18 protein-coding genes are annotated in these 22,179 nt (G+C 55.7%); 11 read left to right on the top strand and 7 right to left on the bottom strand.

The window, feature by feature from the left end; all coding sequences use genetic code 11:
• The 7 genes from ONB24_07975 to ONB24_07945 form a co-directional block, all read left to right on the top strand.
• On the top strand, positions 1-785 hold a 785-nt coding region (locus ONB24_07975; GenBank protein ID MDZ7316045.1), incomplete at its 5' end, for a urocanate hydratase.
• Between the two features lie 2 nt (positions 786-787).
• On the top strand, positions 788-2,455 hold the full coding sequence (gene ftcD, locus ONB24_07970) for a glutamate formimidoyltransferase (protein MDZ7316044.1): 1,668 nt from the start codon (positions 788-790) through the stop codon (positions 2,453-2,455).
• A 94-nt stretch (positions 2,456-2,549) separates the two neighbouring features.
• The gene (gene hutI, locus ONB24_07965; protein ID MDZ7316043.1) at positions 2,550-3,728 is read left to right on the top strand and encodes an imidazolonepropionase; all 1,179 of its coding nucleotides are present in this window, start codon (positions 2,550-2,552) and stop codon (positions 3,726-3,728) included.
• An 89-nt stretch (positions 3,729-3,817) separates the two neighbouring features.
• Positions 3,818-4,297, top strand: coding sequence for a YbhB/YbcL family Raf kinase inhibitor-like protein (locus ONB24_07960; protein MDZ7316042.1), 480 nt, complete (start codon positions 3,818-3,820; stop codon positions 4,295-4,297).
• Between the two features lie 349 nt (positions 4,298-4,646).
• Complete coding sequence (locus ONB24_07955; GenBank protein ID MDZ7316041.1) at positions 4,647-5,447, top strand: inositol monophosphatase; 801 nt, start codon at positions 4,647-4,649, stop codon at positions 5,445-5,447.
• Positions 5,444-6,106, top strand: a complete 663-nt coding sequence (locus ONB24_07950) for an HAD family phosphatase (GenBank protein ID MDZ7316040.1) — start codon at positions 5,444-5,446, stop codon at positions 6,104-6,106. Before ONB24_07955 ends, ONB24_07950 begins: the two co-directional genes overlap by 4 nt.
• Positions 6,107-6,429: 323 nt before the next feature.
• On the top strand, positions 6,430-7,461 hold the full coding sequence (locus tag ONB24_07945) for an alcohol dehydrogenase catalytic domain-containing protein (protein ID MDZ7316039.1): 1,032 nt from the start codon (positions 6,430-6,432) through the stop codon (positions 7,459-7,461).
• Here the strand turns inward: ONB24_07945 and ONB24_07940 are convergent.
• Positions 7,458-8,051 carry a hypothetical protein gene (locus ONB24_07940; protein ID MDZ7316038.1) on the bottom strand — a complete coding sequence of 198 codons (594 nt, stop codon included), beginning with the start codon at positions 8,049-8,051 and terminating at the stop codon, positions 7,458-7,460. The genes ONB24_07945 and ONB24_07940 overlap by 4 nt on opposite strands.
• A 212-nt stretch (positions 8,052-8,263) precedes the next feature.
• Between ONB24_07940 and ONB24_07935 the strand changes: the two genes are divergently transcribed.
• Positions 8,264-9,310 carry a mechanosensitive ion channel family protein gene (locus ONB24_07935; protein MDZ7316037.1) on the top strand — a complete coding sequence of 349 codons (1,047 nt, stop codon included), beginning with the start codon at positions 8,264-8,266 and terminating at the stop codon, positions 9,308-9,310.
• A 30-nt stretch (positions 9,311-9,340) separates the two neighbouring features.
• On the top strand, positions 9,341-12,274 hold the full coding sequence (locus ONB24_07930) for a M1 family aminopeptidase (GenBank protein MDZ7316036.1): 2,934 nt from the start codon (positions 9,341-9,343) through the stop codon (positions 12,272-12,274).
• A 6-nt stretch (positions 12,275-12,280) separates the two neighbouring features.
• Here ONB24_07930 and ONB24_07925 read toward each other — a convergent pair whose 3' ends face one another.
• From ONB24_07925 to ONB24_07905, 5 genes are all read right to left on the bottom strand, one after another.
• Positions 12,281-14,665: a tetratricopeptide repeat protein gene (locus ONB24_07925; protein ID MDZ7316035.1), complete on the bottom strand. Its 2,385-nt coding sequence runs from the start codon at positions 14,663-14,665 to the stop codon at positions 12,281-12,283.
• Positions 14,666-14,714: 49 nt separating this feature from the next.
• Positions 14,715-15,398, bottom strand: coding sequence for a phenylalanine--tRNA ligase beta subunit-related protein (locus ONB24_07920; GenBank protein MDZ7316034.1), 684 nt, complete (start codon positions 15,396-15,398; stop codon positions 14,715-14,717).
• A 12-nt stretch (positions 15,399-15,410) separates the two neighbouring features.
• Entirely contained in the window at positions 15,411-15,839 is a 429-nt protein-coding gene (locus tag ONB24_07915) for a heme-binding domain-containing protein (protein ID MDZ7316033.1), read from the bottom strand.
• Between the two features lie 141 nt (positions 15,840-15,980).
• Positions 15,981-17,402 carry a sodium/proline symporter PutP gene (gene putP, locus ONB24_07910; GenBank protein ID MDZ7316032.1) on the bottom strand — a complete coding sequence of 474 codons (1,422 nt, stop codon included), beginning with the start codon at positions 17,400-17,402 and terminating at the stop codon, positions 15,981-15,983.
• A 35-nt stretch (positions 17,403-17,437) separates the two neighbouring features.
• The gene (locus ONB24_07905) at positions 17,438-18,283 is read right to left on the bottom strand and encodes a hypothetical protein (GenBank protein ID MDZ7316031.1); all 846 of its coding nucleotides are present in this window, start codon (positions 18,281-18,283) and stop codon (positions 17,438-17,440) included.
• 509 nt (positions 18,284-18,792) lie between these two features.
• Between ONB24_07905 and ONB24_07900 the strand changes: the two genes are divergently transcribed.
• Both ONB24_07900 and ONB24_07895 read left to right on the top strand, forming a co-directional pair.
• Complete coding sequence (locus ONB24_07900; protein MDZ7316030.1) at positions 18,793-19,350, top strand: opacity family porin; 558 nt, start codon at positions 18,793-18,795, stop codon at positions 19,348-19,350.
• A gap of 65 nt (positions 19,351-19,415) precedes the next feature.
• Positions 19,416-20,603: a serine/threonine-protein phosphatase gene (locus ONB24_07895; GenBank protein ID MDZ7316029.1), complete on the top strand. Its 1,188-nt coding sequence runs from the start codon at positions 19,416-19,418 to the stop codon at positions 20,601-20,603.
• Between the two features lie 50 nt (positions 20,604-20,653).
• On the opposite strand, the gene ONB24_07890 is transcribed toward ONB24_07895, so the two are convergent.
• Complete coding sequence (locus ONB24_07890; protein ID MDZ7316028.1) at positions 20,654-22,123, bottom strand: metallophosphoesterase; 1,470 nt, start codon at positions 22,121-22,123, stop codon at positions 20,654-20,656.
• Positions 22,124-22,179: the final 56 nt, after the last annotated feature.

The following is a 22,179-nucleotide window of genomic DNA, read 5'->3' as shown; positions in this document are numbered from 1 at the left end:
GCGCTTCGATCGTGCGCCATACGCAGGCCATTCTCGACATGCAGCGCCGAGGCGCCGTGGCTTTTGATTACGGCAATAACCTTCGCGGTCAGGCCGAAGCGGCAGGCCTGCGCGTGCGGGACGACGCCGGCCGTTTCCTTTATTCCGGCTTTGTTCCCGCCTACATTCGCCCGCTGTTTTGCCAAGGACGCGGGCCGTTCCGCTGGGCGGCACTCTCCGGCGACCCGGCCGACATCCGCCGACTGGACGACTTGGTCCTCGAACTCTTTCCCGACGATGCGCTGCTCGTGCGCTGGATTCGTCTGGCGCGCCAACGCGTGCCGCAAATCGGCCTGCCCAACCGAGTCTGCTGGCTGGGACTGGGTCAACGGGCTGAATTTGCTCTGCGCATGAACGAACTGGTGCAAAAAGGTGAACTGCGCGCACCGGTGGTCATCGGCAGAGATCATCTCGACTGCGGTTCGGTCGCTTCGCCCAACCGCGAAACCGAGGCCATGCGCGACGGCAGCGACGCCATTGCCGACTGGCCGCTGCTGAACGCCCTGGTTAATACCGCCTGCGGCGCCGATTGGGTCTCCATCCACAGCGGCGGCGGCGTGGGCATCGGTTATTCGGTGCACGCGGGACAAGTGATCGTCGCCACCGGCACGGAGGAAAAAGCGACTCGACTCGAGCGCGTGCTGACCGCCGACCCCTTAACCGGCATCTTTCGCCATGCGGATGCGGGCTATGAAGAGGCTGTAAATACTGCGAGAAAATTCCACGCTAAAATTCCCGGACTTTGAGAATGGAAAAACTGATCGAGTGCGTCCCCAACTTTTCCGAAGGCCGTAATTCGGAAATCATTGAAGCCATTGCCCAAGCCGTTCGCCGCACCGAAGGCGTGAAGCTGCTGCACATCGATCCCGGCTTCGATACGAATCGAACCGTCATGACCTTTGTCGGAGAACCTGCCGCCGTGACGGAGGCGGCCTTTGCGGCGGTGCAAAAAGCCGCAGAACTGATCGACATGCGCCGTCATCACGGCGCGCATCCGCGTCTCGGTGCGACCGATGTCTGTCCGTTGGTGCCTATTCGCGGTGTTTCGGATGCGGAATGCATCGAATGGGCTAAAAAATTGGCGCAACGAATCGGCGAAGAGCTGCAGATCCCGGTCTATCTTTACGGCAAAGCGGCGACGCGGCCGGAGCGCGAGAAATTGCCTGATATCCGTCAGGGTGAATATGAGGCGCTGCCGCAAAAGCTGGCCGATCCGCTGTGGATACCGGATTACGGTCCGGCTGCCTTTAACGCCAAGAGCGGCGCAACCGTCGTCGGCGTACGCGATTTCATGCTGGCCTACAATGTCAATCTGAACACGCGCGATCGCAGACTGGCCAACGAAATTGCCATGACTCTGCGCGAGTCCGGTCGCGCGGCGCGCGACAAGGAGGGCAACATTCTGCGCAATCCCGACGGCTCGGCAGTCAGAATCCCCGGTCGATTAAAGTTCGTCCAGGCTGCGGGTTGGTACATCGAAGAGTACGGCTATGCTCAGGTATCGATGAACCTGCATAACTTGTCGGTTACCGGTCTGCATACCGCCTTCGAAGCGGTGTGCGACGAAGCGGCCAAGCACGGCCTGCGGGTCACCGGCAGCGAACTGATCGGCATGGCACCTCTGCAGGCATTGCTCGACGCGGGCAGTTATTTTTTACGCAAACAAGGCAAGCATCTCGGCGTCCCCGAAGCCGAGATCGTGCACACCGCCGTGCTTTCACTAGGCCTGAACGACACCTCGCCGTTCGTTCCCGAGGAGCGCATCATCGAGTATGCCGTGCGCGAAAAGACACCGTCATTGTTGGATAAACCGCTCGACCGTTTTCTGGCTTTGCTTTCTTCAGACTCGCCTACTCCCGGCGGCGGCAGCGTCTCGGCGCTCAGCGCCGCACTCGGTGCCGCACTTTCGGCGATGGTCGCGGGCGTCACTTTTAGCAATGCCGCTTACCGGCGCCGCAGACCGCGCATGGAAGAACTTGCCGTGCGTGCTCAATCGCTGCTGTGCCAATCCTCGGCCCTGGTCGATGAGGACAGCCGGTCGTTTGACGCCTTTATGGCGGCGCTGCGGCTGCCGCAAAAAACAGAAGCGGAAAAGGCAGCCCGTGCAGCGGCCAAAGAAAAGGCCGCGATTCATATGACGAAAGTGCCTCTTCAAACGATCAAAGTCGCTTGGGAGGTGCTGCAGATCGCCGAAGAGTTGGTCAAATACGGCAATCCCAATGCCCTTTCGGATGCAGCGGTTGCAGCGCTGCAGGCCGAAGCGGCGGCCTGGGGCGCTTATTATAATGTCCGTATCAATCTGCCGCAAATAAGCGACGAAAAACAACGCTCCTCTCTCATGGAAGAGGCGGCAGGCCTGATGCAGCGGATTCGACGCAAAAGTGCCGGCGTTCGTCGACGCGCAGCAAAGCTTTGACCTCATGAGCAAGCTGAGGGCTGATCTAGTCATTTATCATGCCTCCCGAGTAATCACTCTAGCGGGTCCCGCACGGCCCCGTCGCGGCCATGAGATGCAGGAGACTAGGCCGATTGCCGACGGCGCCGTAGCGATTTGCGGAGGACGCATCGCGGCGGTTGGTCCGGAAGCGCAGATTGCAGCCGCCTTTACGGCTGAACATCTGTTCGACGCCGGCGGCGGCTTGGTTACGCCCGGACTGATCGATCCGCATACGCATTCGGTCTACGCGGGTTCACGCGAGGACGAATGGCAGCGGCGGCTCGCCGGTGAGAGCTATTTGGAGATCCTGCGCAGCGGCGGCGGCATTCAGGCGACGGTGCGGGCCGTAAGGGCGGCGGACGAAGCATCGCTGCGGCAGGCAGCCGAAAGGCGGCTTCGGCAAATGCTCGCCCACGGCACTACAACCGTCGAAATCAAAACCGGCTACGGCCTCGACGCCGAGAACGAGCTCAAAATGCTGAAGGTGATCGACAAGTTGGGGAAAAACGGCCCTCTCGACATTGTCGGCACATTTCTCGGCGCGCACGTCGTGCCGAAAAACATTTCACGACAGGCCTATCTTGACTGGCTGACCGGCGATGCCTTGGAGGAAACCAGGCCTTATGCCCGCTTTTTCGATGTTTTTTGCGAACAAGAAGCCTTCTCGGCTCAGGAAACCGAACGGCTTTTAAGAGCTGCCGCAAACGCAGGATTCCGCCTCAAGGCGCACGTCGGCCAGTTTCATAGTCTGGGCGGCGCCCACATCGCGGCGGAATTGGGCGCTGTTTCAATTGACCATTGCGAGCACCTGAGTGACGCCGAAATCAAAGCCATGGCCGCCGCCGGAACGATCGCCGTGCTGTTGCCCGGCGCCTCATTCTTTCTCGGCCGCGAGCAGTATGCGAACGCTCGCCGCTTAATCGAGGCAGGCGTGCCGGTTGCCTTGGCTACAGACTTTAACCCGGGCTCTTGTCCCTGCTTTTCGATGCAGATGATCCTTGCGCTCGCCTGTCTCAAGCTGCAAATGAGCGCGGCGGAAGCGCTGACTGCCTCCACCCTCAACGCGGCCTATGCGATCGATCTCGGCGATCGCCTCGGCAGCCTGGAGCCGGGAAAACAGGCCGATTTGGCGATCTGGCAGGTGGAACGCCTTGAACTCCTCCCCTATCATTTCGGCTGCAACCTGCTGTATGCCGTCGTAAAAAACGGACGGATAATTCTTGGGCCGGATTTTTTTAAGGAGGATTTATGAAGCGAAAAGGTTTTGCTTGCAGAATAAGCCGGTTCACGCTTATTTTATTTGCGTTATTCGGCATGAGCATTTCTTTGCGAGGTTTTGTTATGTCATTGACCATCACATCATCCGCTTTTGCCCATATGGGCGAAATTCCATCCCTATACACTTGTGAAGGAAAAGATATCTCCCCGCCGTTGTCGTGGAGCGGCGTTCCGAGCGGCGCAAAGAGCCTGGCGCTGATCGTCGATGACCCGGATGCGCCGGATCCGGCTGCGCCCCGCATGACCTTCGTACATTGGGTGCTCTACAATTTGCCGCCTAACTCGAACGGTCTACCCGAAGGCGTCAAATCGAACGAGCTGCCGCACGGAACCTTGGAAGGCACCAGCGATTACCGACGCACCGGTTGGGGCGGTCCCTGCCCGCCGATCGGCCGCCATCGTTACTTTTTCAAGCTGTACGCTTTGGACACCGTGCTGCCGGATCTGAAAAAGCCGACCAAAGCCGAACTGTTGAAGGCGATGGAAGGACACATACTCGCTCAAGCGGAACTAATCGGCACCTATCAGAAAAAGAAACGGTGACACAAAAAAACCGTCGGTTCATCTGATCGGTTTTGACGAAACCGTGCAGCCGATGCGAAGGCTTTCTCCACGCCTCAGACGGTGCGAAACAAGTATCCCGTCGGTCGAAAATTTACGCATCAGCGTCAGCTGAATCAACCAAACCGGCGCTGCGGGTTCGGTAAGCTTCAAGTCACAAATACATATTAGCATCGAGATGAATTGATTTGCCTTTAACAAGCCGAGCCCGTCTTTTCGTCGCAGGCGGTTTGCAAGGCGTGAGGAGTGGTTTTCTGCAACGATCAAAGCTGTCCTCTAAAGGTTTATCGAATAGGAAAGTTATTGGCTCACTGAAAGGATTCCGCTATCGATGTTTTCCGAAGAACTCCAACTCGCCGTGGCCGCCGCCAAACGGGCCGGCGCGATTCTTCGCCGCGGTTTCACCGCCGCGTATCAAACGCAGGTTAAAAGCGACCGTTCGCTGGTCACGGAATTCGACCGCCGCGCCGAAGAGGCCGTCCGCGAAATGCTGGCCGATTCCCCATACTCCATTTTGGGGGAGGAGCAGGGACTGCACGACCTGCGTACCGACCGCATTTGGGTGATCGATCCGCTCGACGGCACCACTAACTTTGTCCGGCGCATGCCGCTGTTCGTCGTCTCGATCGGCCTGCTGGAGTCAGGCAAGCCTATTTTGGGTGTCGTATACGATCCCTTGCATGACGAATGCTTTTATGCCGAGACAGGCGTTGGAGCTTTTAAGAACGGCAAGCGGCTGCTGCTCGATGAGGCCTTTCCCAAACAGCCGCTGCTGTTTCTCGAATGCGGCGTCGGCGCGCGCGACAAACAGCTCATGGCCGAGCAAACGCGCCGTCTTGTTGTCGACTATCAGGTCCGATTGCTGGGCGCCACAGCTTTGGAGCTTTGCCGACTGGTCGACGGCTCGGCAGATGCCTACATCAGCTCGGGAGATCATTTGTGGGATTTTGCCGCCGGTCTCTGTCTGGCGACCGAGGCCGGAGGTGCGGTGTGCGACTGGCGCGGCAGGCCATGGCACGCCGGCCATTCCTTTCTTCTCGTCGGCAAAAAAAAGGTCGTCGAAGAACTAAGCCGCCGCATCGGCGACCTACAGCCGGACGACGATCAGCTCGACGCCGCGGAGTCCGTATGAAGCTCTCCGCCGTCATCTTTGACATGGACGGCGTGCTCGTCGATACGGAACCGCTGATGTTCGACGTCTTTCGCACCGTCTTTTCGCCTTACGGCATCACCTTGAGCGATGAGTACCAATACCGCTTTATCGGCAAGCCGTTTGCTGATAATTTGGCGGATATTCGCCGCGATTTTGCCATCAATTTCGAGGATCATGAAATTCAGCGTCTTTTCTTGCAAGCCTATCGGCGAAAGCTGACGGCCGGACCGCTCTATCCGCAGGCCGGTGTCTTGGAAATGATCGAGTTCGGAAAAAGGGCGGAGTGGAAGTTTGCCCTTTGTACCACAACCTCTCGACAACAAGTCGAAATTGTATTGGCTCAGCTCAGCCTTGGCGGCAAGTTGGAACCGGAAAAGGTTTTCGATGCGGTCGTGACCGGCAATGATGTGACACATAAAAAACCGCACCCTGAACCTTATTTGAAAGCCGCGCAGGCCCTTGGGCTTCCGGCTGAAGCGTGCCTGGCCGTAGAGGATACCGAAACCGGCGCGGCCTCAGCCAAAGCTGCCGGCTGTCTGGTCGCCGCCCTGCGCCAACCTTATAATCGCACGATGGATTTCAATCAGGCAGACTGGGTTGTGGATCGACTGGCAGAGCTCTTGGAACGACTAAGGTAACGCCCTGACTTTTTCAGTAAAGAACCCTAACTGAAACTTCAGACTTGAGCTGCAGTGAAATTTGATCCGGCCGTCAAAAAAGGTCGAAAATGAGGAAATGCACCAGACCTTCCCAAAGGCCGAGTATGTGCCGGATCTTGAAAAAACGATGAATTGACAGCCGATATTTGGGCCTTTTAATGCGGTTCAACATTCTTACCGCGCCTAATCCGGAACAGCCAAGAATTCATAAAGGCCATCTGCTTTCCAGTAGGGTGTCAAACACTACTCTAAAAAGCAGCTGAAATTATCCAAAAGCTTTAACTGAAGGATGTTGGTCAAGCATGCGCATTGCCCGACTCATTGCTCCCCGCACTCTCGAACTCTATGAGGAACCCGTTCCCGAACCTGCAGCCGGCGAGGTCTTGCTGCGCATCCGTGCCGTCGGCATCTGCGGCTCCGATCTGCACCGTTTTCGCGGCGCCGCATTTGGGGACGAGGACAACCAGGGTATGGTCTTGGGCCACGAGTTTGCCGCCGCCGTCGTAAAAAACGGGCCGGCGGTAAGCCGAGTTGCGATCGGAGATCGTGTGGCCGTAGAAGCGGCACATCATTGCGGCGAATGCGAATGGTGCCTGCGCGGCAACCCGAATCTCTGTCCGCAGGTCCGTTTCTGCGGTATGCCGGGCGTGGAAGGCGCTCTGCGCGAATACATGGTTTGGCCCGCACATTTGCTTCACAAACTGCCTCCCAATCTCGATTATGAGGACGGCGTTTTGGCGGAAGTTTTCGGCGTGGCACTGCATGCCGTCGATTTGGCGCACGTCAGGCCGGCGATGACCGCCGCGATTTTGGGGTGCGGCCCGATCGGGTTGGCCGTTCTGCATCTGTTGCGTCGGCTGACCGGCGTGAAGGCAGTCTGGGCAAGCGATCCGATTCTAGCCCGACGGGAAGCCGCCTTGCGCATGGGCGCGGATAGGGTATTTGATCCGACTCAGGAAGATGTTTCGGCTGCCCTGCATCAAGAGACGAAAGGCAGAGGGGCAGACCTGGTCTTTGAGGCGGCGGGCGTTCCGCAGACTTTTGAACAGATGGTGGAAGCAGCGGCGCCCGGCGGACATGTGATCGTCATCGGTATCCCCGAAGACGATCGCTGCGCCTTTGCCGCCGGCGCGGCGCGGCGCAAGGGACTTACCTTTCGCTTTGTCCGCCGTTCCCGCATGACCTATGAACGGGTATTGGCGCTGATGGAGAAGGGCCTCGTCGACGGCCGATCTCTCATTACCCACCGGTTTTCTTTAGATCAGGTACAGGAAGCCTTTCAGTTGACCGACGTCTATGCCGACGGCGTCCTCAAAGCCGTTATCCGAATTTAAAAAACGATCACTCCGATTTTAAGAGGCAAATAGACCGTGGTCGGATCAGTCCAGAGCAACTGAAACCCTCCCTCGACGACCAAAAGTGAATTTTTCGCCATTTTCACCTCGGCGCCCAGGCCGATTCCCGTCGACGGCGAAAAAACCGAATCGCGCGGCTCTTTGTAGTTGCGGTCCGCGGTGGTCACCTCTTTTTCAGCAATCACCTTCAGGCCGCCTCCCAAGCTGAGATAAAGATAGGGCGTGGTGCTTTTTATGGACTGCGAAAAGTATTTGAGCCGTGCCGAAAGCTCGGTGATCGAGGTCGCGCCTCCCGAGACGGAGGAATAAACATCCGTTGCCGAAGTGATGTTGCCGAGAAAAGCCGTGTCGTCCAATTCCAGCCGATTGTAGAGCAACTCGCCCTGCAATTCAAGCTGCGGCTTTAATTTGACGCCGATTCCGGCGGCAAGATTAAAGCCGCTGCGCCAATAGCGCTGCAGCTCTTCGGGCGCAAACGGCTTGCTCATCCCCAGGGTAACCGAATAGCGCGGCGCCGCAGCGCCGTAAACTGCAAACAGAAGACTCAGCAGAAAAATTACTCGTCGCATAATCGACTCCTATACAAAATCGAATACCAGCCTACACTTTGCCTGTTGACGAAAACAGCACGATATGTACTCACCAAAAGTTGTTCGGCTGAAAACCGACGATCGGCCGTGTCAAAAGTCAAGACCAAAATAGTAAAAAGCAGCTAATGTTGAAAGCACTTTATCGATTTATCTGAAATCGTTATATTTCGTCGATTAAAAAGGAAAGGTGCATGAACATCGAACAGCTCTTTTGGGGGAATACAGCGGCGCAATGGCTGCGATCCGGACTGATCACGCTGTGTGTCTTTTTCCTGCTTTTCGGCGCAAAAATGCTCATTCAGCGCCTGCTTCTCTCTTTGGCACACAAAACCGAAAATAAAATCGACGACCTGCTGGCCGACCTGCTGACGCGACTCAAAGCGCCGATCGTTCTCGCTTTTGCCCTGTTTGTCGGCAGCCGTTTTTTGGCGCAAAGCGACAAGGTCCGTCACGTTCTCAACAACCTTGCCGTCCTCATTCTGCTGCTGCAGATAGCCCTGTGGGGAAACGGCGTCATCGAGCATTATTTGGCCTACAAAAGGGAAAAAAGGCTGGATCAAAACGGTACGGCACCGACGTTTGCCGCCTTCGGCTTTCTGCTCAAAGCCCTGCTCTGGACCATCATCTTATTACTGGCGCTCGATAACCTCGGCATCGATATTACGGCGCTAATTACAGGCCTGGGAATCGGCGGCGTAGCCATTGCTTTAGCTTTGCAGCATATTCTAAGCGACCTGTTTGCCTCGCTCTCCATTGCCTTGGACAAGCCGTTTGTCATCGGCGATTTTATCACCATCGACACCTTTATGGGACATGTCGAACACATCGGCTTGAAAACGACGCGCATCCGCAGTATCTCGGGGGAGCAGCTCATCATCTCCAACAGCGATCTGCTTGCCAGCCGGATTCGCAACTTTAAACGCATGCAGGAACGCCGTCTGACGATGAACATCGGCGTCGTTTATCAAACGCCGGCCGAAAAGCTGGAGAAAATCCCGCAGATTCTGCGGGAAATCATCGAACAGACGCCGCAAACGCGCTTCGACCGCGCCCACTTGGTGCGATTCGGCGACTACAGCATCCAATTCGAGATTATCTTCTGGGTGTTGTCTCCGGAATATCGTGCGGCAATGGACATCCAGCAAAGCATCAACCTGGCCGTCTATCGTCGTTTCAAAGAGGAAGATATTCAATTCGCATACCCCACGCAGACCCTATTCGTTTTCCGCGAATCCTGACGGAGTGTCGTCATCTCTCGGGAGGAATCTATGTATCGAGCATTATTCTTTGGGCTTGTCGTCGCAGCTTTGACGTCAGCTTTGCAGGCCGAGTACTGGCAGCAGGAGGTCGCCTATCGCATCCGCGTGACCTTGGACGATAAAGAGCACACTCTGACCGGCAGCGAGGAGCTGACCTATATCAATCATTCACCCGATACGCTGAGTTTTGTCTGGATCCACCTTTATCCGAACGCTTATCGCGACGACAACAGCGTCTATGCCCGCGAAATGCGCGCCGCCGGTTCGACGCAATTTCATTTCAGCAGCGCCAAGCAGCGCGGCTTTATGGAGATCCGTTCGTTGACCCTGAACGGCCAAGAGCTCGAGCGGCGCGAAAAGCCGGATGACGGTACGGAACTGCAGGTTTTTCTTCCCTCGCCGCTGCCGCCTCAAGGCACCATAACTCTTTCGATCGAGTTCTTTGTTAAATTGCCGATCATCTTTTCCCGCTTGGGACATACCGATCGCCATTATGAAATCACCCAATGGTATCCCAAAATGGTGGTCTATGACCGCTTCGGCTGGCACCCGGACGGCTATCACCGCATCGGCGAATTTTACGGCGAGTTCGGAACATTCGACGTTGAAATAACGGTTCCGGAAGATCTGATCGTCGCCGCCACCGGCACGCTGGTTTCTCCCGAGCAGGAAATCGCCGCCATGCAGGAGAGGATCTCCGAAGGGAAACGAATCGACAGTTTGAGAACCCTCAAAAACAGGGCCGCCGAAAAGGAAATTCGGCGAATCCTCAAGCAGGCGGCAAAAAGAGAAAAGAGCAGCGCGACAAAGACGCTTCGTTTCAAGGCGGAAAAGGTTCATGACTTTGCCTGGTGCGCCGACTCGCGTTTCATCGTCAAACACGGACGATTTGAGCAAACGGACATCTTCGTCTATGTGCTTCCGCATCACGAAGAGGCGTGGAAAGATGCCGTCAGCTATGTTGCAAAAACGCTGGAAAGCTACGGCAAATGGTACATGCCGTTTCCTTATCCCCAACAAAGCGTGGTCGACGGTGACCTTTCCGCAGGCGGCGGCATGGAATACCCTATGCTCACCATCATTTCGGAAGGGGGACCTTCTTTTATGCGGCTGTTGGAAGGCGTGATCATGCACGAGGTCGGCCATAACTGGTTCTACGGCATCCTCGGCAACAACGAGATGGCCGAAGCCTGGCTCGATGAGGGCATGAATACCTTCAGCGAGATGCGCTACATGCGGGAGCGTTACGGGGTCAAGGGGAACCTGTTCACCTGGGGCGACAAACATCCCTTCCTGCCCGCCTTCAGCGACCATGATATGCAGCGGATGATCTGGTACATGGTTGCCGCCAACCGCAGCAGTCTGCCGCTTTCGACCAAGCCCTATGAAATGGACGATCTGCAGTACGCAGCCCTCGTCTATGCGCAGGGCGGCTTTGTACTCAACATGCTGCAGGATCGGTTCGGCGAAGAAATGTTTGACCGCATCATGCAGACCTATTTTGCGCGTTGGCAGTTTAAGCACCCGACGACAAAAGATTTCTGCGAAATTGTCAAAGAAGTGACGGGTGAACCGGCGGACGAATTCTTTCGCCAATGGGTCTACGGTACGGCGCGGGCAGATTTACGCATTGCACACCTCGAAAAAGAACGCGACAAGGAAAGCAACACCGTTCGCGTTTTTGTGGAAAATCGAGGCGACGCCGTCCTACCGGCCAACGTCGTGCTGCAGACGCATGACGGCAAAACCCTGACGCAGCAATGGGACGGGCGTTCCCGCGAGCCATTGATCTTTCAGGCCGCCTCATGTAAATCGGTCGTTATCGATCCGAACGACGCGATTCCGGAAGTAAATAACTGGAACAATTCTTTTCCACGTCGTTTTCAGGTGCGGCCGTTTTTTGCCGTTCCACCGTTCGACCGCCACATGGTCCTGTTCATGCCGACCCTGTGGTATGAAGACGACGTGGACGGATGGCGGCCCGGCCTGACGATCAGCGGCGGCAATTGGCGCACCTTTTACCCGCTTATCGGCTTTCACGAGTGGCACCTCGGCGCAAGCTACGGCACGCGCAGCGGCAAATGGAACTACTCTCTCGGTTATGGGACCCACCTTTATGCCGGCGACCAATTGCTTCGTTTTGAAAGCGGGCTGCGCGACCTCGAAGGCCGCGTTCACGCCGAGGCGGCTCTGTCCACGCAGTTTGCCGAACTGCCCTGGCGGGCGCCGTTGCTCAGACTGACCGCCGGGTGGCGCTATGACCGCTTGTACGACCTCGCCTATTGGGAAACCAGAACCTGGAGTCCGGGAACCGTATCAGCCCTCCAATTATCCGCGGAAGCAGAAACCGGCGGCTTTTTGCTGCAAAATCGAACGAGTCTTGCTTTGCTCAGCGGCGGCAACTTCACGGCGAGCGACTTTTCCTTTCATCGCCTGCAGATAACCTCGACCTTTGACTGGCGGGCAGCCAAGGAGCTGAGGCTTAACCTGCGCCTATTTGCCGGATTGACGACCGGTACTCCGGCGCTGCAGCACCGCTTGTACCTCTACGGCGGCATGGAGGAACGCGGCCTTTTATCGCCGCTGGTCGACGGTCGCGGTCGCTTTTCGCCCCAGGAGCGCCTGCAGCTTCCGGCTGAAGGCGGCAACCTGCGCGGCTATTTTGGCCGCTACCTGTCCGGCGACCGCCTGATCGCCGCCAATGCGGAACTCTCCGTGCCGCTGATGCCCATCAGATTCTTTTTCGACGCCGGATCGGTATGGGACAGCCGATTGGCCTCGGCAGACAAGATTTGGCGCTACGATGCGGGCATCTCTCTGCCGCTCGGCCCCTTGGCGCTGCATCTGCCGATCTGGGTCAGCGACCCCCTGCCAAACGAATCGGAGTTCGAGTTTCGCTGGATCGTCAGCTTGTCCACTTCTTCGTTCCGATTTGCCTTCTAACCGCGCTCAGCGGCACGATTTGCGGCGCAGCTCCTCCGCCTGCCGAACCCCAAGCTGAGCCGCCGTCGCCAAGTCACGGCAGCCGCCGGCACGATCGCCCAGTTCCAGCCGCACCACCCCGAGTCGGTAGTAACTGCTGCCGGCGCGCGGATTCAAAGAGACAACCTTCTCGTAATCTGACAAAGCGGCCTGCAGATCGCGCAATTTGTAACGGGCGTCGCCGCGCGCCTCATAAAGTTTGGCGTTTTGCGGTTCAAGACCGATCGCCTGCGTATAAGTCTCCACCGCCTGAGCGTATCGCTGCAGCTGATATCTTATATCCCCCAGTTTTTCTAAAGTCCTCGCGTTTTCCGGCTCCAGACGATGAGCGGTCTGCAGATCCTGTTCCGCCTGCACCAAGTTGCCGACCAGCGCGTTCACAACGCCCCGCTCATGATAGATGCGGCCGTTGTTCGGCGCCGCCGCGGCGGCCGCGTCGTAATCCTTCAACGCCGCCGCATATTTCTCCTGCTGAGCATAGGCCAGCCCCCTGCCCAAATAGGCATCGGCGCTCTTGGGATTAAGCCGCAAAGCGGTCGAAAAAGCCATCACAGCCTCATCGAATCTCCGCAGCTTGTACAATGTTGTGCCGAGATTCTGGTAAAGATCAAAATCGTCCTTGATGTAGCGAGCGGCGCTCTGATAAGACTGTAGGGCCTCGTCATACAGACCGTTGGCAAACTCGATGTGCCCTTTTAAGATATAGGTTCGGCCGTAAGTCGGATCGAGGCGAATAGCTTGGGCAAAGGCCTCCAAAGCTTCCTTCGGCTTTTTCTCCCCCATTTTGTTGCGGCCGATGGTAAAGTAATAGTGGGCCTGATTGGAAAAACCGTCTACAATGCGGCTCCACCTTTCCCGACGGTTGACGAATTCGGGAATGTTGGCGGCATAGCCTTCGGCGGCGAGGTGATCGAGCAGCACGGGAGGCGAAGCCTGCCCTTCCTCATCGATATGGGTCAAAAGAATGTCGGTATAAGCCGAACGCGCTTTGGAAGCAAAGGCCAACCATTTGCCGTTCGGCGACCAGCTGTGCCAGGAGTTCATTGAATCGGTATTGCAGGCGAGCGGCTTTGGTTCGCCGCCTTCAATGGGAAGCAGCATCAGCCTGCTGTCCGGCTGCAGCAGCATAAAATTGTTTGCCTGGCAAAAGACCAGCCGTCTACCGTCCGGCGAAATGCGCGGGAAGTAGTTGCTCTTGCCGTTGTTCGAAGCGCCGCGTACCGGTTCCGCAATCCCCCCCCGGCCGTTGTTGAACGGTACACGATAGATGTCGAATTTAAACTCTTTTCGGCCGCTGATAAACTCTTCCGCTACTTCCGTCGGCATTACGACTTCAGTGCTCTGCTCGAGTCTTTCCGAGCTGTAGGCGCGGCTGCGGGCAAAATAGATCCAGCGGCCGTCAGGACTCCAATTTGGATTGCTTTGTACATAGGTCGGATCATCGGCGCCGGATAAAGGGAAGAACCGCTTTTCGACTCGATCATAAATGACGATAATCCCCTTGATGGGGAAAAAGAGCTGCGAGTAATGCAGATCGTCTTTGGGGACAAAAATGGATCGATCCTTGACCGTGCTGGCGACGTAGCGGCCGTCAGGAGAGATTTGCGACAGGAGGCCGAAGGTTGGGCGCCGATCTTCGCGCCGATAGTCGCTCCATGTGATGATCTGCTCGGGTGAAAGCACCGTCTGGTCGCTGATCTCAGTGATGGCGTACGAGCCTTTGTCGTTGGCGTAATCGACGTCCATGGCCAGGGTTCGGCCGTCGGCTGAAAAGCTGTGACAGTTGCCGCACAGCGGCAGATTGGTCAGGAGCGTGGGTGCGGGCTTGGCGGAAGAGATCCACCCAAGTTTCCAGCGGATTTCATTGAGATGATGCAGCGCGTAAAAAAACGGCAGCGGCACGGCGCGGTAAAAGATCGGCGCGCCCACGCTGTCCGGCGAAACGCGAAAACTGCGGCGGTCGCCGCAGACGATTCGCTTGCCTTTTACGCCGACCACCGCCACAGTCACCGTCTGCCGGAGCGCCCGCTGCTTGATTCGCTCCCAAAGCAGCGAGTCGGGACGCCAGGTCGTTCCCGACACTTCACCGCTGAACAGCAGCTCGGCTCCGGCATGCACGAAAGCCAGCTGTCGCTTTACCGGGGCAGTGCGCCGCCAGATAACGCTCGCCGGCGCCATTTCCGGCGGGTACAGGGTTCCCTCCTTCGGCCAGTCGATCTTTAAACCGGCAGGCAGGGGCTTCGGCGCCTGAACCTCGCCCGCAAGCTTTTCCGGCGAGCTGCAGCGTATCACAAATAAAAACGCTGACGCAAGAATCCCCCAAAAAACCAGCGATGCATGTTTACAATTCATTCTTTTTTCCAACAGTTATAGCGATCAGACACGGGTCCGAAGCAAACAATTATGGAGACAGCGGAGATGCCTGGGTTGCTGCCGGCGGCAGGACGGCCAACGAGACAAGTTTGCCGCCGCAGACCTGAAGCGCGCGCTCGGCAAACTGTTCGGCCTGCTCCAGCAAAAGGGAGCGGTCATAATCCTGCGGTGCCCAAATGCCCAGCAGTGCGGTGCGGGTATGCATTCGAACCGCCGTACGCTGAGAATCGGTCAATGGTGAGCCGAAAGGGCCCAAATCGTCGGCCAACACCGGCTTGCCTTCGAACTCCATCAGCCGACCGTTCAGCGCCTCGTACTGCTCACCCGGCCGTCCGCGGCGCAGCACCACCAACCCCTCTATTTGTGCGACATCGTAAATACAGGTAGGTAAAAGAAATTCCAATGAACACCAATTGCCGACGTCGACCAGGGCGTTGACTGACTCGAATCCTTTGCGCTTGAGGGCCCGATGCAGCAGTGCCTCGGAAGAGGGCCGCCGCTTGGTGGGATCAATACCGACCGCGTGAAACAGGCGACGCGCCGCCTGCACGCCGGGAATCTCGCTCGGCGGCGTCCAGGCGTAACGCTCGGCATATTCTTCGGCGCACTCGAGCATGCGGGCAAATGCCGTCTGATTTTCCGTAACCTTGACTTCAGCCAACTCCACTGCCGCAAACTGCACCGGCAGTTCAAAAATATCAATTTTCAGCATCTTTTTCATCTCTTAGTTGGCGCCAAAAGAAGCCGCAAGCCAATCAAGTACAATCTGTCGTTTTTCCGGCGTCATCTTGGCCTGCGAATGCATCCACACATAGGGAGCCAAGGGCATACTTCCCTTTTCAATTTCTCTTTTAATTTGAACCGCAGCCAAGCGCTTTTGTGTCGAATCCATGCTCTCAAAATGTGAAAAATTGAGATATTCGCGACCTTCACGAACATGATGAGCGATCAGCCAAGAAATCGGCGCAATACGGCTATAAGACGGCCACTTGGTTTCGTGGGAGTGACAATCATAACACGAAACCCTCAGGATGGTTTTGACTCGATCAGGTGCGTTCAGGTCTTTTTCCATAGGCGGGTTATTGCGGTTTACAGGAATGAACTGCACCAAAATGAAAACCGTAACCAAAGAGAGCAACGTTTTCCTAAGCATGGCTTTCTCCCAATTGCTTACCTGTTTGCGCCGGCGTGAAAAGGCGGCGGCAAACCCATTTCTGCAACTGTGTCACGGAGCAAAAACTTTGTCATTCCTCCAGCCAAGTTAATTGGATTGTCTTTCCACAGCTTCTCCGCATCATCTTTTTTCCCAACGGCTGACGCTATAGATCGCCAGGCTGGACAGCAAAAAGGCGGGCACGATTTCGTACAAGTCAAAAAAACCGCCGGAAAGCTGCTTCCAAATCAGCACGGTCGATCCGCCGACGACAACCCCTGCCAAAGCGCCGTTTGCCGAAACGTCGCGCCGGTACAATGAAAACAACACCAGCGGGCCGAATGCGGCGCCGAAACCGGCCCAGGCATACGAAACCAGATCGAACACGCCGGATTCGGGATTGACGGCAATGGCCAGAGCGGCCAGGGCAATGATCAGAACTGCGGCGCGGCTGATCCGCATAAGGTCCTTGGTCGAAGGACTTTTACGCCGAAGGGTGTGATAGATGTCTTCGACAAACGCCGAAGATGCGACCAACAATTGCGAATCGGCCGTGCTCATGATTGCAGCCAGGACGGCGGAAAGCAGGCATCCGGCCAGAAACGGATGGGCGAGCGTGCGAACGACGATCATGAACGCCTTTTCCGCCTCTTGTCCCGTAAGTTCCGGCGAGAGATAAAGGCGCGCAATTAAACCCATGCACACCGCGCCGGTCAAGGACAGGCTGACCCAAAACATGGCAATACGACGGGCGATCGGAACCTGTTGCGGTGAACGGATCGCCATGAAACGCGCCAGAATGTGCGGCTGCCCAAAGTAACCCAAGCCCCAGCCCAACAAGGATAACAGGCGAATACCGGAATGACCCGAATGAGCTGCGCCGATCCAACTTTTCCAGGAAGAATCCATGGCAGAGTAACGTGCAGCCGTTTCACTGCCTCCCAATTTTACCAAAACCAGCAGCGGTGCAATAATAATGGCGAAAAACATGATCGTGCCCTGCACCACATCGGTCCACGATACCGCTAAAAACCCGCCCAGGAAAGTGTAACTGATGATCACCGCCGCGCCGACAAGCAGTCCGGCCGAATAAGAGACGTTCAGCACGGTGCTGAACAGCTTGGCGCCCGCTGCAAATCCGGATGCGGTGTAGATGAGAAAAAAGATGAGTATAAAAGCAGCAGAAATCAAGCGCAGTAGGCGGGCAGGCTCGCCGACGCTGTTGGCGAAATATTGAGGGAGCGTGATCGCGTTGCCGCGGCTCAAGGTGAGGGTACGCAGCCTGGCCGCAACGAATTTCCAGTTAAGAAAGGTCCCAAGCCACAATCCGGCAGCAATCCACAGCGCCTCAATGCCGTAAAGATAGGCGTATCCGGGCAAACCCACGAGCAGCCAACCGCTCATATCCGAAGCCTGAGCGCTCAAAGACGCAGCCCAGGAATTGAGTCCCCTACCGCCGAGAAAAAAATCGATCGGGGTCTGCGAGCGGCTGTAGAACCAACGCCCGATCGCCACCATCGCCGACAAGTACAAGAGGAAGGGGAGAACGAGATTCCAATCCATAAATTCTTTCCGTATTAGCTCACCGATAACATAATTCAATTCTTGCTCAAAAGCAAATAGGGGCTTTCTCCACCAAGAATACGTACGGTCAAATGATAAAGGGCAAAGAGCTCCATGGAAAAAGGCAGGTAACCCAAATAGCCGAGCAGGGGCATCTCAAAAACATGCGCAAATTGGACGAAAGGCGTATGATAAATCCATTTGGGATAAGAAAGATAATTCCACATTTCCCAAAAAAAGCCGCAGGTTAGGCACCCCAGCCACAGAGACCAGACCGGGCGCCAATCGCCTCTTTCCAATTCTGCCAATAGTGTTCTTGCACCCAATCGATAGTTGAGCGGCTCGAGAATAAACACCAGAGAGGTCCAGAGCAGCGGATAACTATAGCGCGGCGCACCTAGGACCAAAGCCAGCATGACAAAGCCGATGCCGGCATAAAGGATCAGACTGCGCGGTGCGGTCGGGACGCGAATCCATGTCTTTTGCCCGCCAATGAAATTAAACGAGCGATAAAGTTCCGCCGCACCGAATACCGCCGGCATAACGGTGGAAAAGTTGATCGTAGCGAATAGGGCATATTCCAGGGAGCTGAATGATTCCTTTCCCAAATAGAACCAATTTTGCGTGCGCAGGTTGAAAAGTTCGAACAGCCACCATGCGGGTGCCGAGACGAGAAAGAGTCCCGCATATCGCCGCGGCGACCGAGTGAGCAACGAAGAGCCGGTACGGGCAAAGGTGAGACCGTCGAGCAACAATGCAAAACCCAACCAAAGCGGAAAGAAGAGCAAATGTGTCCGCAGTCCGGAAAGCGACCAATTAAGTACCCAGGATAGAACCATCAGCCCGGCACCGATCCAGTGCACATTTTTCATGGCTTTCATAACGTTCCTCCTTATTACAGCACACTAACAATAACAATGGAAAATTGTGGAATCTCACCATCATCTTGCGGATGCATAAATGCGCCGGCAAGACGGCGCCCCAATAATCGGATTAAGGCAGATTTAACCGCCGTAACGCTTGCAAGTGATTTTAAGGAAACTAGAGGACATGATAAAACAATTGCCAATAGAATATGACACGTTCCCCATTTTGTCTTTAAAACCAGCTATTCCGTTCTGCTTTATTTGACAATGTTTTGAAAGAAAATATGGAGCAACCAATTCCTATACATCATACTTTATTCTCGACAATTTCAAAAGCGATTTTTCTACTCGTTTTCCGCTATTTTCAATATATTCTCTTGTCGGTTCACAAGCAAACGCTGAATCAAGCGATTTTCCTTGTTATAACATTAATGGGAATTATCGCTTTTGACCGAATGTTTTGTGCTGCAAGGTATTCGACAATACCCAAAAGAAAATCCATACTAATCCGAGGAGGAGTGGCGATGCAAAAACTAGGAATTGTGGTGCTTGTGGTGCTGACCTTGACGCTCAGCGTTTCAGCGCAGACGGACATCAGATTTAAGGGCATCGGCGGCAAATTGGGATTCATCATGCCGGAAGATCCGTTGGATAATACGATCGGTTTTGGTGCGGTTGCTGATCTCGGTAAAATTTCGGTTGTCCGAGTTTACGGCTATTTGGATTACTGGCGCAAAGCCTACAATGAGGGCGCCTATTGGGAATGGAGTTGGAGCGTTCTTTCTCTTGCCGCAATCGGCAAGTATTATTTTGAAAGCAGCAGCGATTTCAAACCCTACGCCGGTGCAGGATTAGGCTTTGATCTCTCGATGTGGAAGAGCGAATATACAGGGCCGAACTATGGCTATAGTTTCGGCGATGTTGAAGCTTCCGACAGCGAATTGGATTTGGCGATCCATTTGCTTGGCGGCGCCTCCTACAAGCTCTCGCCGAATCTCGACGGCTTTGCCGAGGTCAAGTATACTCTTGGGGACCTCGACTATTTGGGTATTTACGCAGGCGTCATTTTCAAGCTTAAATAATCCCACATGCGGCGCCGAGCCATTCGGCGCCGCTTCATTTGTCAAGCCATTCTTGCTTTTCCTGCATGATTGACGCAAAAAGCTTTTATCGCGAGTTGGACGCACTTCTCGCGACCATTCGCATCGAACAGCCGGAAGGCGCTCTGCTGCCGCATGTCATTCGTCGAATCGAGACTGTTTTCGGCGAACGGCTGCATATCGGATCCGGCAGGCTTTACGAGCTCCGCGGAGCCGAGTTCGTCCTGACCTTTCCCGAAGCAACCGATCGATGGACACCCCACCTCCCTTTAGACTCTGAGCCGATCGTCCTGGCCGCCAAGCACCGCAGTTACATCTATGATCAGCCGCATCTAAGCAGACATTTTTTCGTCGCCGAGCCTGCGCACGACGTCGCCGCCATTTGGGTGCACAGTCAAGAACAGCAATGGCTGCTGGTTTTCGATCTTTTGCCGGGCTGGGGACGCGAAGAAATCACGCTGCTCCTTAATGCCGTACGTCTCTCGCTGAATTACCGCATCTTTATCGACCTGATTGGCGGACGCTTGGAGCAGGCGGCAGAGATTCACAAATCTCTCCTGCCGACACAGCCGCCGCAAATCTCCGGCTATGACGTCTATGCCTTTTCGCAATCGGCGGAAATTATCGGCGGTGACTTTTTTGACTTTTACGACTTTGAAGACGGCGCTTTCGGCTTTTCGATCGGCGACGCCACCGGCCATGGCATTCCGGCGGCGCTGTTGGTCAGGGATGTGGTTGTCGGCCTGCGCATGGGGCTGGCGCAGGAACTCCGCCTCATCCACACTCTGAAAAAGCTCAACCGCGTCATCCAGCGCAGCACCTACTCCACCAGCTTTGTCTCCGTGTTTATCGGCGAATTCGAAAACGACGGGCACCTCTTTTACGCCAACGCCGGCCATCCGCCGCCGGTCCTCATAACCGAGACTTCGACCGTCAGGCTGGAAGCGGGCGGCATTGCCTTAGGATTCTTTCCCGAACTCAAGATCACCCGTTCGCACGTTTATATGCCGCCGGACAGCATTCTGGTGGCCTATACCGACGGCATCATCGAACGAGGCACCGCGCCTGATCGCTTTTTCGGTATCGAGCGGCTTGTCCAAACAGTTCGCGAGCATAAAAAAGAATCCAGCCGCGCCATCTGCGAACGCATTTTCGATCAAGTTCAGGCGTTCGACGCTTATTCGCCCCTCCAGGACGACGCAACCCTCCTGATCATCAAAAGGCTCAAAATCTGATAAAGCGTGCCCATTGCTTTCTAACGGCCTGCAGTGGTTTGATCATCTGCCTAATTTGCACTGCTCCTCGGCTGCAAAACAATGATGGTTGCCTCGGGTCTGCAGTAGAGCCGCAGCGGCAGATCGCCCGAGCCGATGCCGCGATTGACATAGAGCATCGTATTGCCGTAGTGGAAGAGACCCTGCGCATAGCGTCGTCCGAGCGCGATCGGCGCCTGCACCGCGCCGATGAACGGCAGGCAGACCTGACCGCCGTGGGTATGGCCGCTTAGCTGAATGTCAATTCCGGCCTCCTCGGCCTGACGAACCGCATCGGGCGAATGCGCCAGCAGGATCGTCAGCGTGGAATCCGGCAGATGATCCGTCAACCAGGTCAGCGCCTGTTCCTCGTAATTGTAATCAACCCATCCGTAGGGATCGCCGCCGACGACCGTCGCAGAAAAATCCTCGTACATCAACGTATCGCCGATACTGGAAACAACACATAGGTCATCGAACTGGCGCAGGCCTTCGCCCGCGCTCCACACACCGACCGTGCCGCCCTGAAACACCGCCGAGGCTTCAACGGCGCTCACCAACCAGTCGGGCTCGGCTTCTCCGTCAGGCCACACCTTGCCGCGCATAATTGCGCCGGCAGCCTCGGTGCGGCATTCAATAAGAAAACAATACCATCGATCGCCGACGAGCCGACAAGGAAAGCATTGTCCCTCGGCTTCAGCGCCGTGATGGGAAAAGCAGAACTCTGCCTGTCCGCCGCGAATGCGAAGCCGATAGAAGCGATCCCAACCGCGGTCGAATTGCGAATAGAAAATGAAACCAATGCCGCCGCGTTCCGGCTGGGAAAGGCGAAACTTGCCGGAGTAACGGTAATCCCGCCACTTCGAACGCCCTTTATCGATCAGCCGGTGGCTGTAAGAGTTTTTAGTCGAGGACTTGGCCTGCAGGACGCGATTCCCTTCGCATTCGACGACGGCAAAGTCGGCGACTTCGGTGCGTGAAAACCATGGGAAATCGACCCCCAAAAGGGTTACCGCCCCATCAGCAATCGACACCGCCTCGTTCACCAGAACCTTTACACCGCTGCGTTCGAGTCGCTCCAATAAGGTGTCGCTTTTTTCTTTGTCGTTGCTGAAATCGTTATTGCCGCGACAAACGAAAATGCCCATCGGCGCTTTCAAAGCACGGACAAACTGCTCGACCGTCGCCAGGGCTTGCTGCGCCGCCGGAGAATCGGGATTCTCCAACAATTTTCGGTTTTTGAGAAAATCGCCGGTTATCAGCACTGCATCATACGACTGCCTGGAAAGAAGAGCCAAAAGGTGTTGTTCATGCCTCCCCCAGTGCGCCAAATGAAGATCCGTCAAATGCAGCAGCCTGACCTCACGATTGGATTTTAACTTGGGGGATTGTATATTAATTTGATGAACTTGGACGCCGGTCGATTCGAATACTCCCAGAATCATAAAAAGCGCCGCCGACAAAACGATAAACCGAATCGCGTGCATTAGGAGAGTTTTCATTCATCACCTTAAGGATTAAACCGATGTCGATGCTTGTTGTTGTAACTCGCTCCGCA

The organism is candidate division KSB1 bacterium (assembly GCA_034505495.1).
Taxonomy (GTDB): Bacteria; Zhuqueibacterota; Zhuqueibacteria; order Residuimicrobiales; family Krinioviventaceae; genus Fontimicrobium_A.
Note: the sequence above shows the minus strand (reverse complement) of the source record. Positions and strands in the feature narration are given on the sequence as shown.

Bases quoted from the DNA above. Each gene is read 5' to 3' on its own strand.
- hutI (MDZ7316043.1), top strand. From the start codon at position 2,550: ATGCAGGAGACTAGGCCGATTGCCGACGGCGCCGTAGCGATTTGCGGA.
- putP (MDZ7316032.1), bottom strand. From the start codon at position 17,402: ATGGATTGGAATCTCGTTCTCCCCTTCCTCTTGTACTTGTCGGCGATG.
- ONB24_07950 (MDZ7316040.1), top strand. From the start codon at position 5,444: ATGAAGCTCTCCGCCGTCATCTTTGACATGGACGGCGTGCTCGTCGAT.
- ONB24_07925 (MDZ7316035.1), bottom strand. From the start codon at position 14,665: ATGAATTGTAAACATGCATCGCTGGTTTTTTGGGGGATTCTTGCGTCA.
- ONB24_07935 (MDZ7316037.1), top strand. From the start codon at position 8,264: ATGAACATCGAACAGCTCTTTTGGGGGAATACAGCGGCGCAATGGCTG.
- ONB24_07960 (MDZ7316042.1), top strand. From the start codon at position 3,818: ATGTCATTGACCATCACATCATCCGCTTTTGCCCATATGGGCGAAATT.
- ONB24_07915 (MDZ7316033.1), bottom strand. From the start codon at position 15,839: ATGCTTAGGAAAACGTTGCTCTCTTTGGTTACGGTTTTCATTTTGGTG.
- ftcD (MDZ7316044.1), top strand. From the start codon at position 788: ATGGAAAAACTGATCGAGTGCGTCCCCAACTTTTCCGAAGGCCGTAAT.
- ONB24_07890 (MDZ7316028.1), bottom strand. From the start codon at position 22,123: ATGAAAACTCTCCTAATGCACGCGATTCGGTTTATCGTTTTGTCGGCG.
- ONB24_07930 (MDZ7316036.1), top strand. From the start codon at position 9,341: ATGTATCGAGCATTATTCTTTGGGCTTGTCGTCGCAGCTTTGACGTCA.
- ONB24_07895 (MDZ7316029.1), top strand. From the start codon at position 19,416: ATGATTGACGCAAAAAGCTTTTATCGCGAGTTGGACGCACTTCTCGCG.
- ONB24_07900 (MDZ7316030.1), top strand. From the start codon at position 18,793: ATGCAAAAACTAGGAATTGTGGTGCTTGTGGTGCTGACCTTGACGCTC.
- ONB24_07940 (MDZ7316038.1), bottom strand. From the start codon at position 8,051: ATGCGACGAGTAATTTTTCTGCTGAGTCTTCTGTTTGCAGTTTACGGC.
- ONB24_07905 (MDZ7316031.1), bottom strand. From the start codon at position 18,283: ATGAAAGCCATGAAAAATGTGCACTGGATCGGTGCCGGGCTGATGGTT.
- ONB24_07920 (MDZ7316034.1), bottom strand. From the start codon at position 15,398: ATGCTGAAAATTGATATTTTTGAACTGCCGGTGCAGTTTGCGGCAGTG.
- ONB24_07955 (MDZ7316041.1), top strand. From the start codon at position 4,647: ATGTTTTCCGAAGAACTCCAACTCGCCGTGGCCGCCGCCAAACGGGCC.
- ONB24_07945 (MDZ7316039.1), top strand. From the start codon at position 6,430: ATGCGCATTGCCCGACTCATTGCTCCCCGCACTCTCGAACTCTATGAG.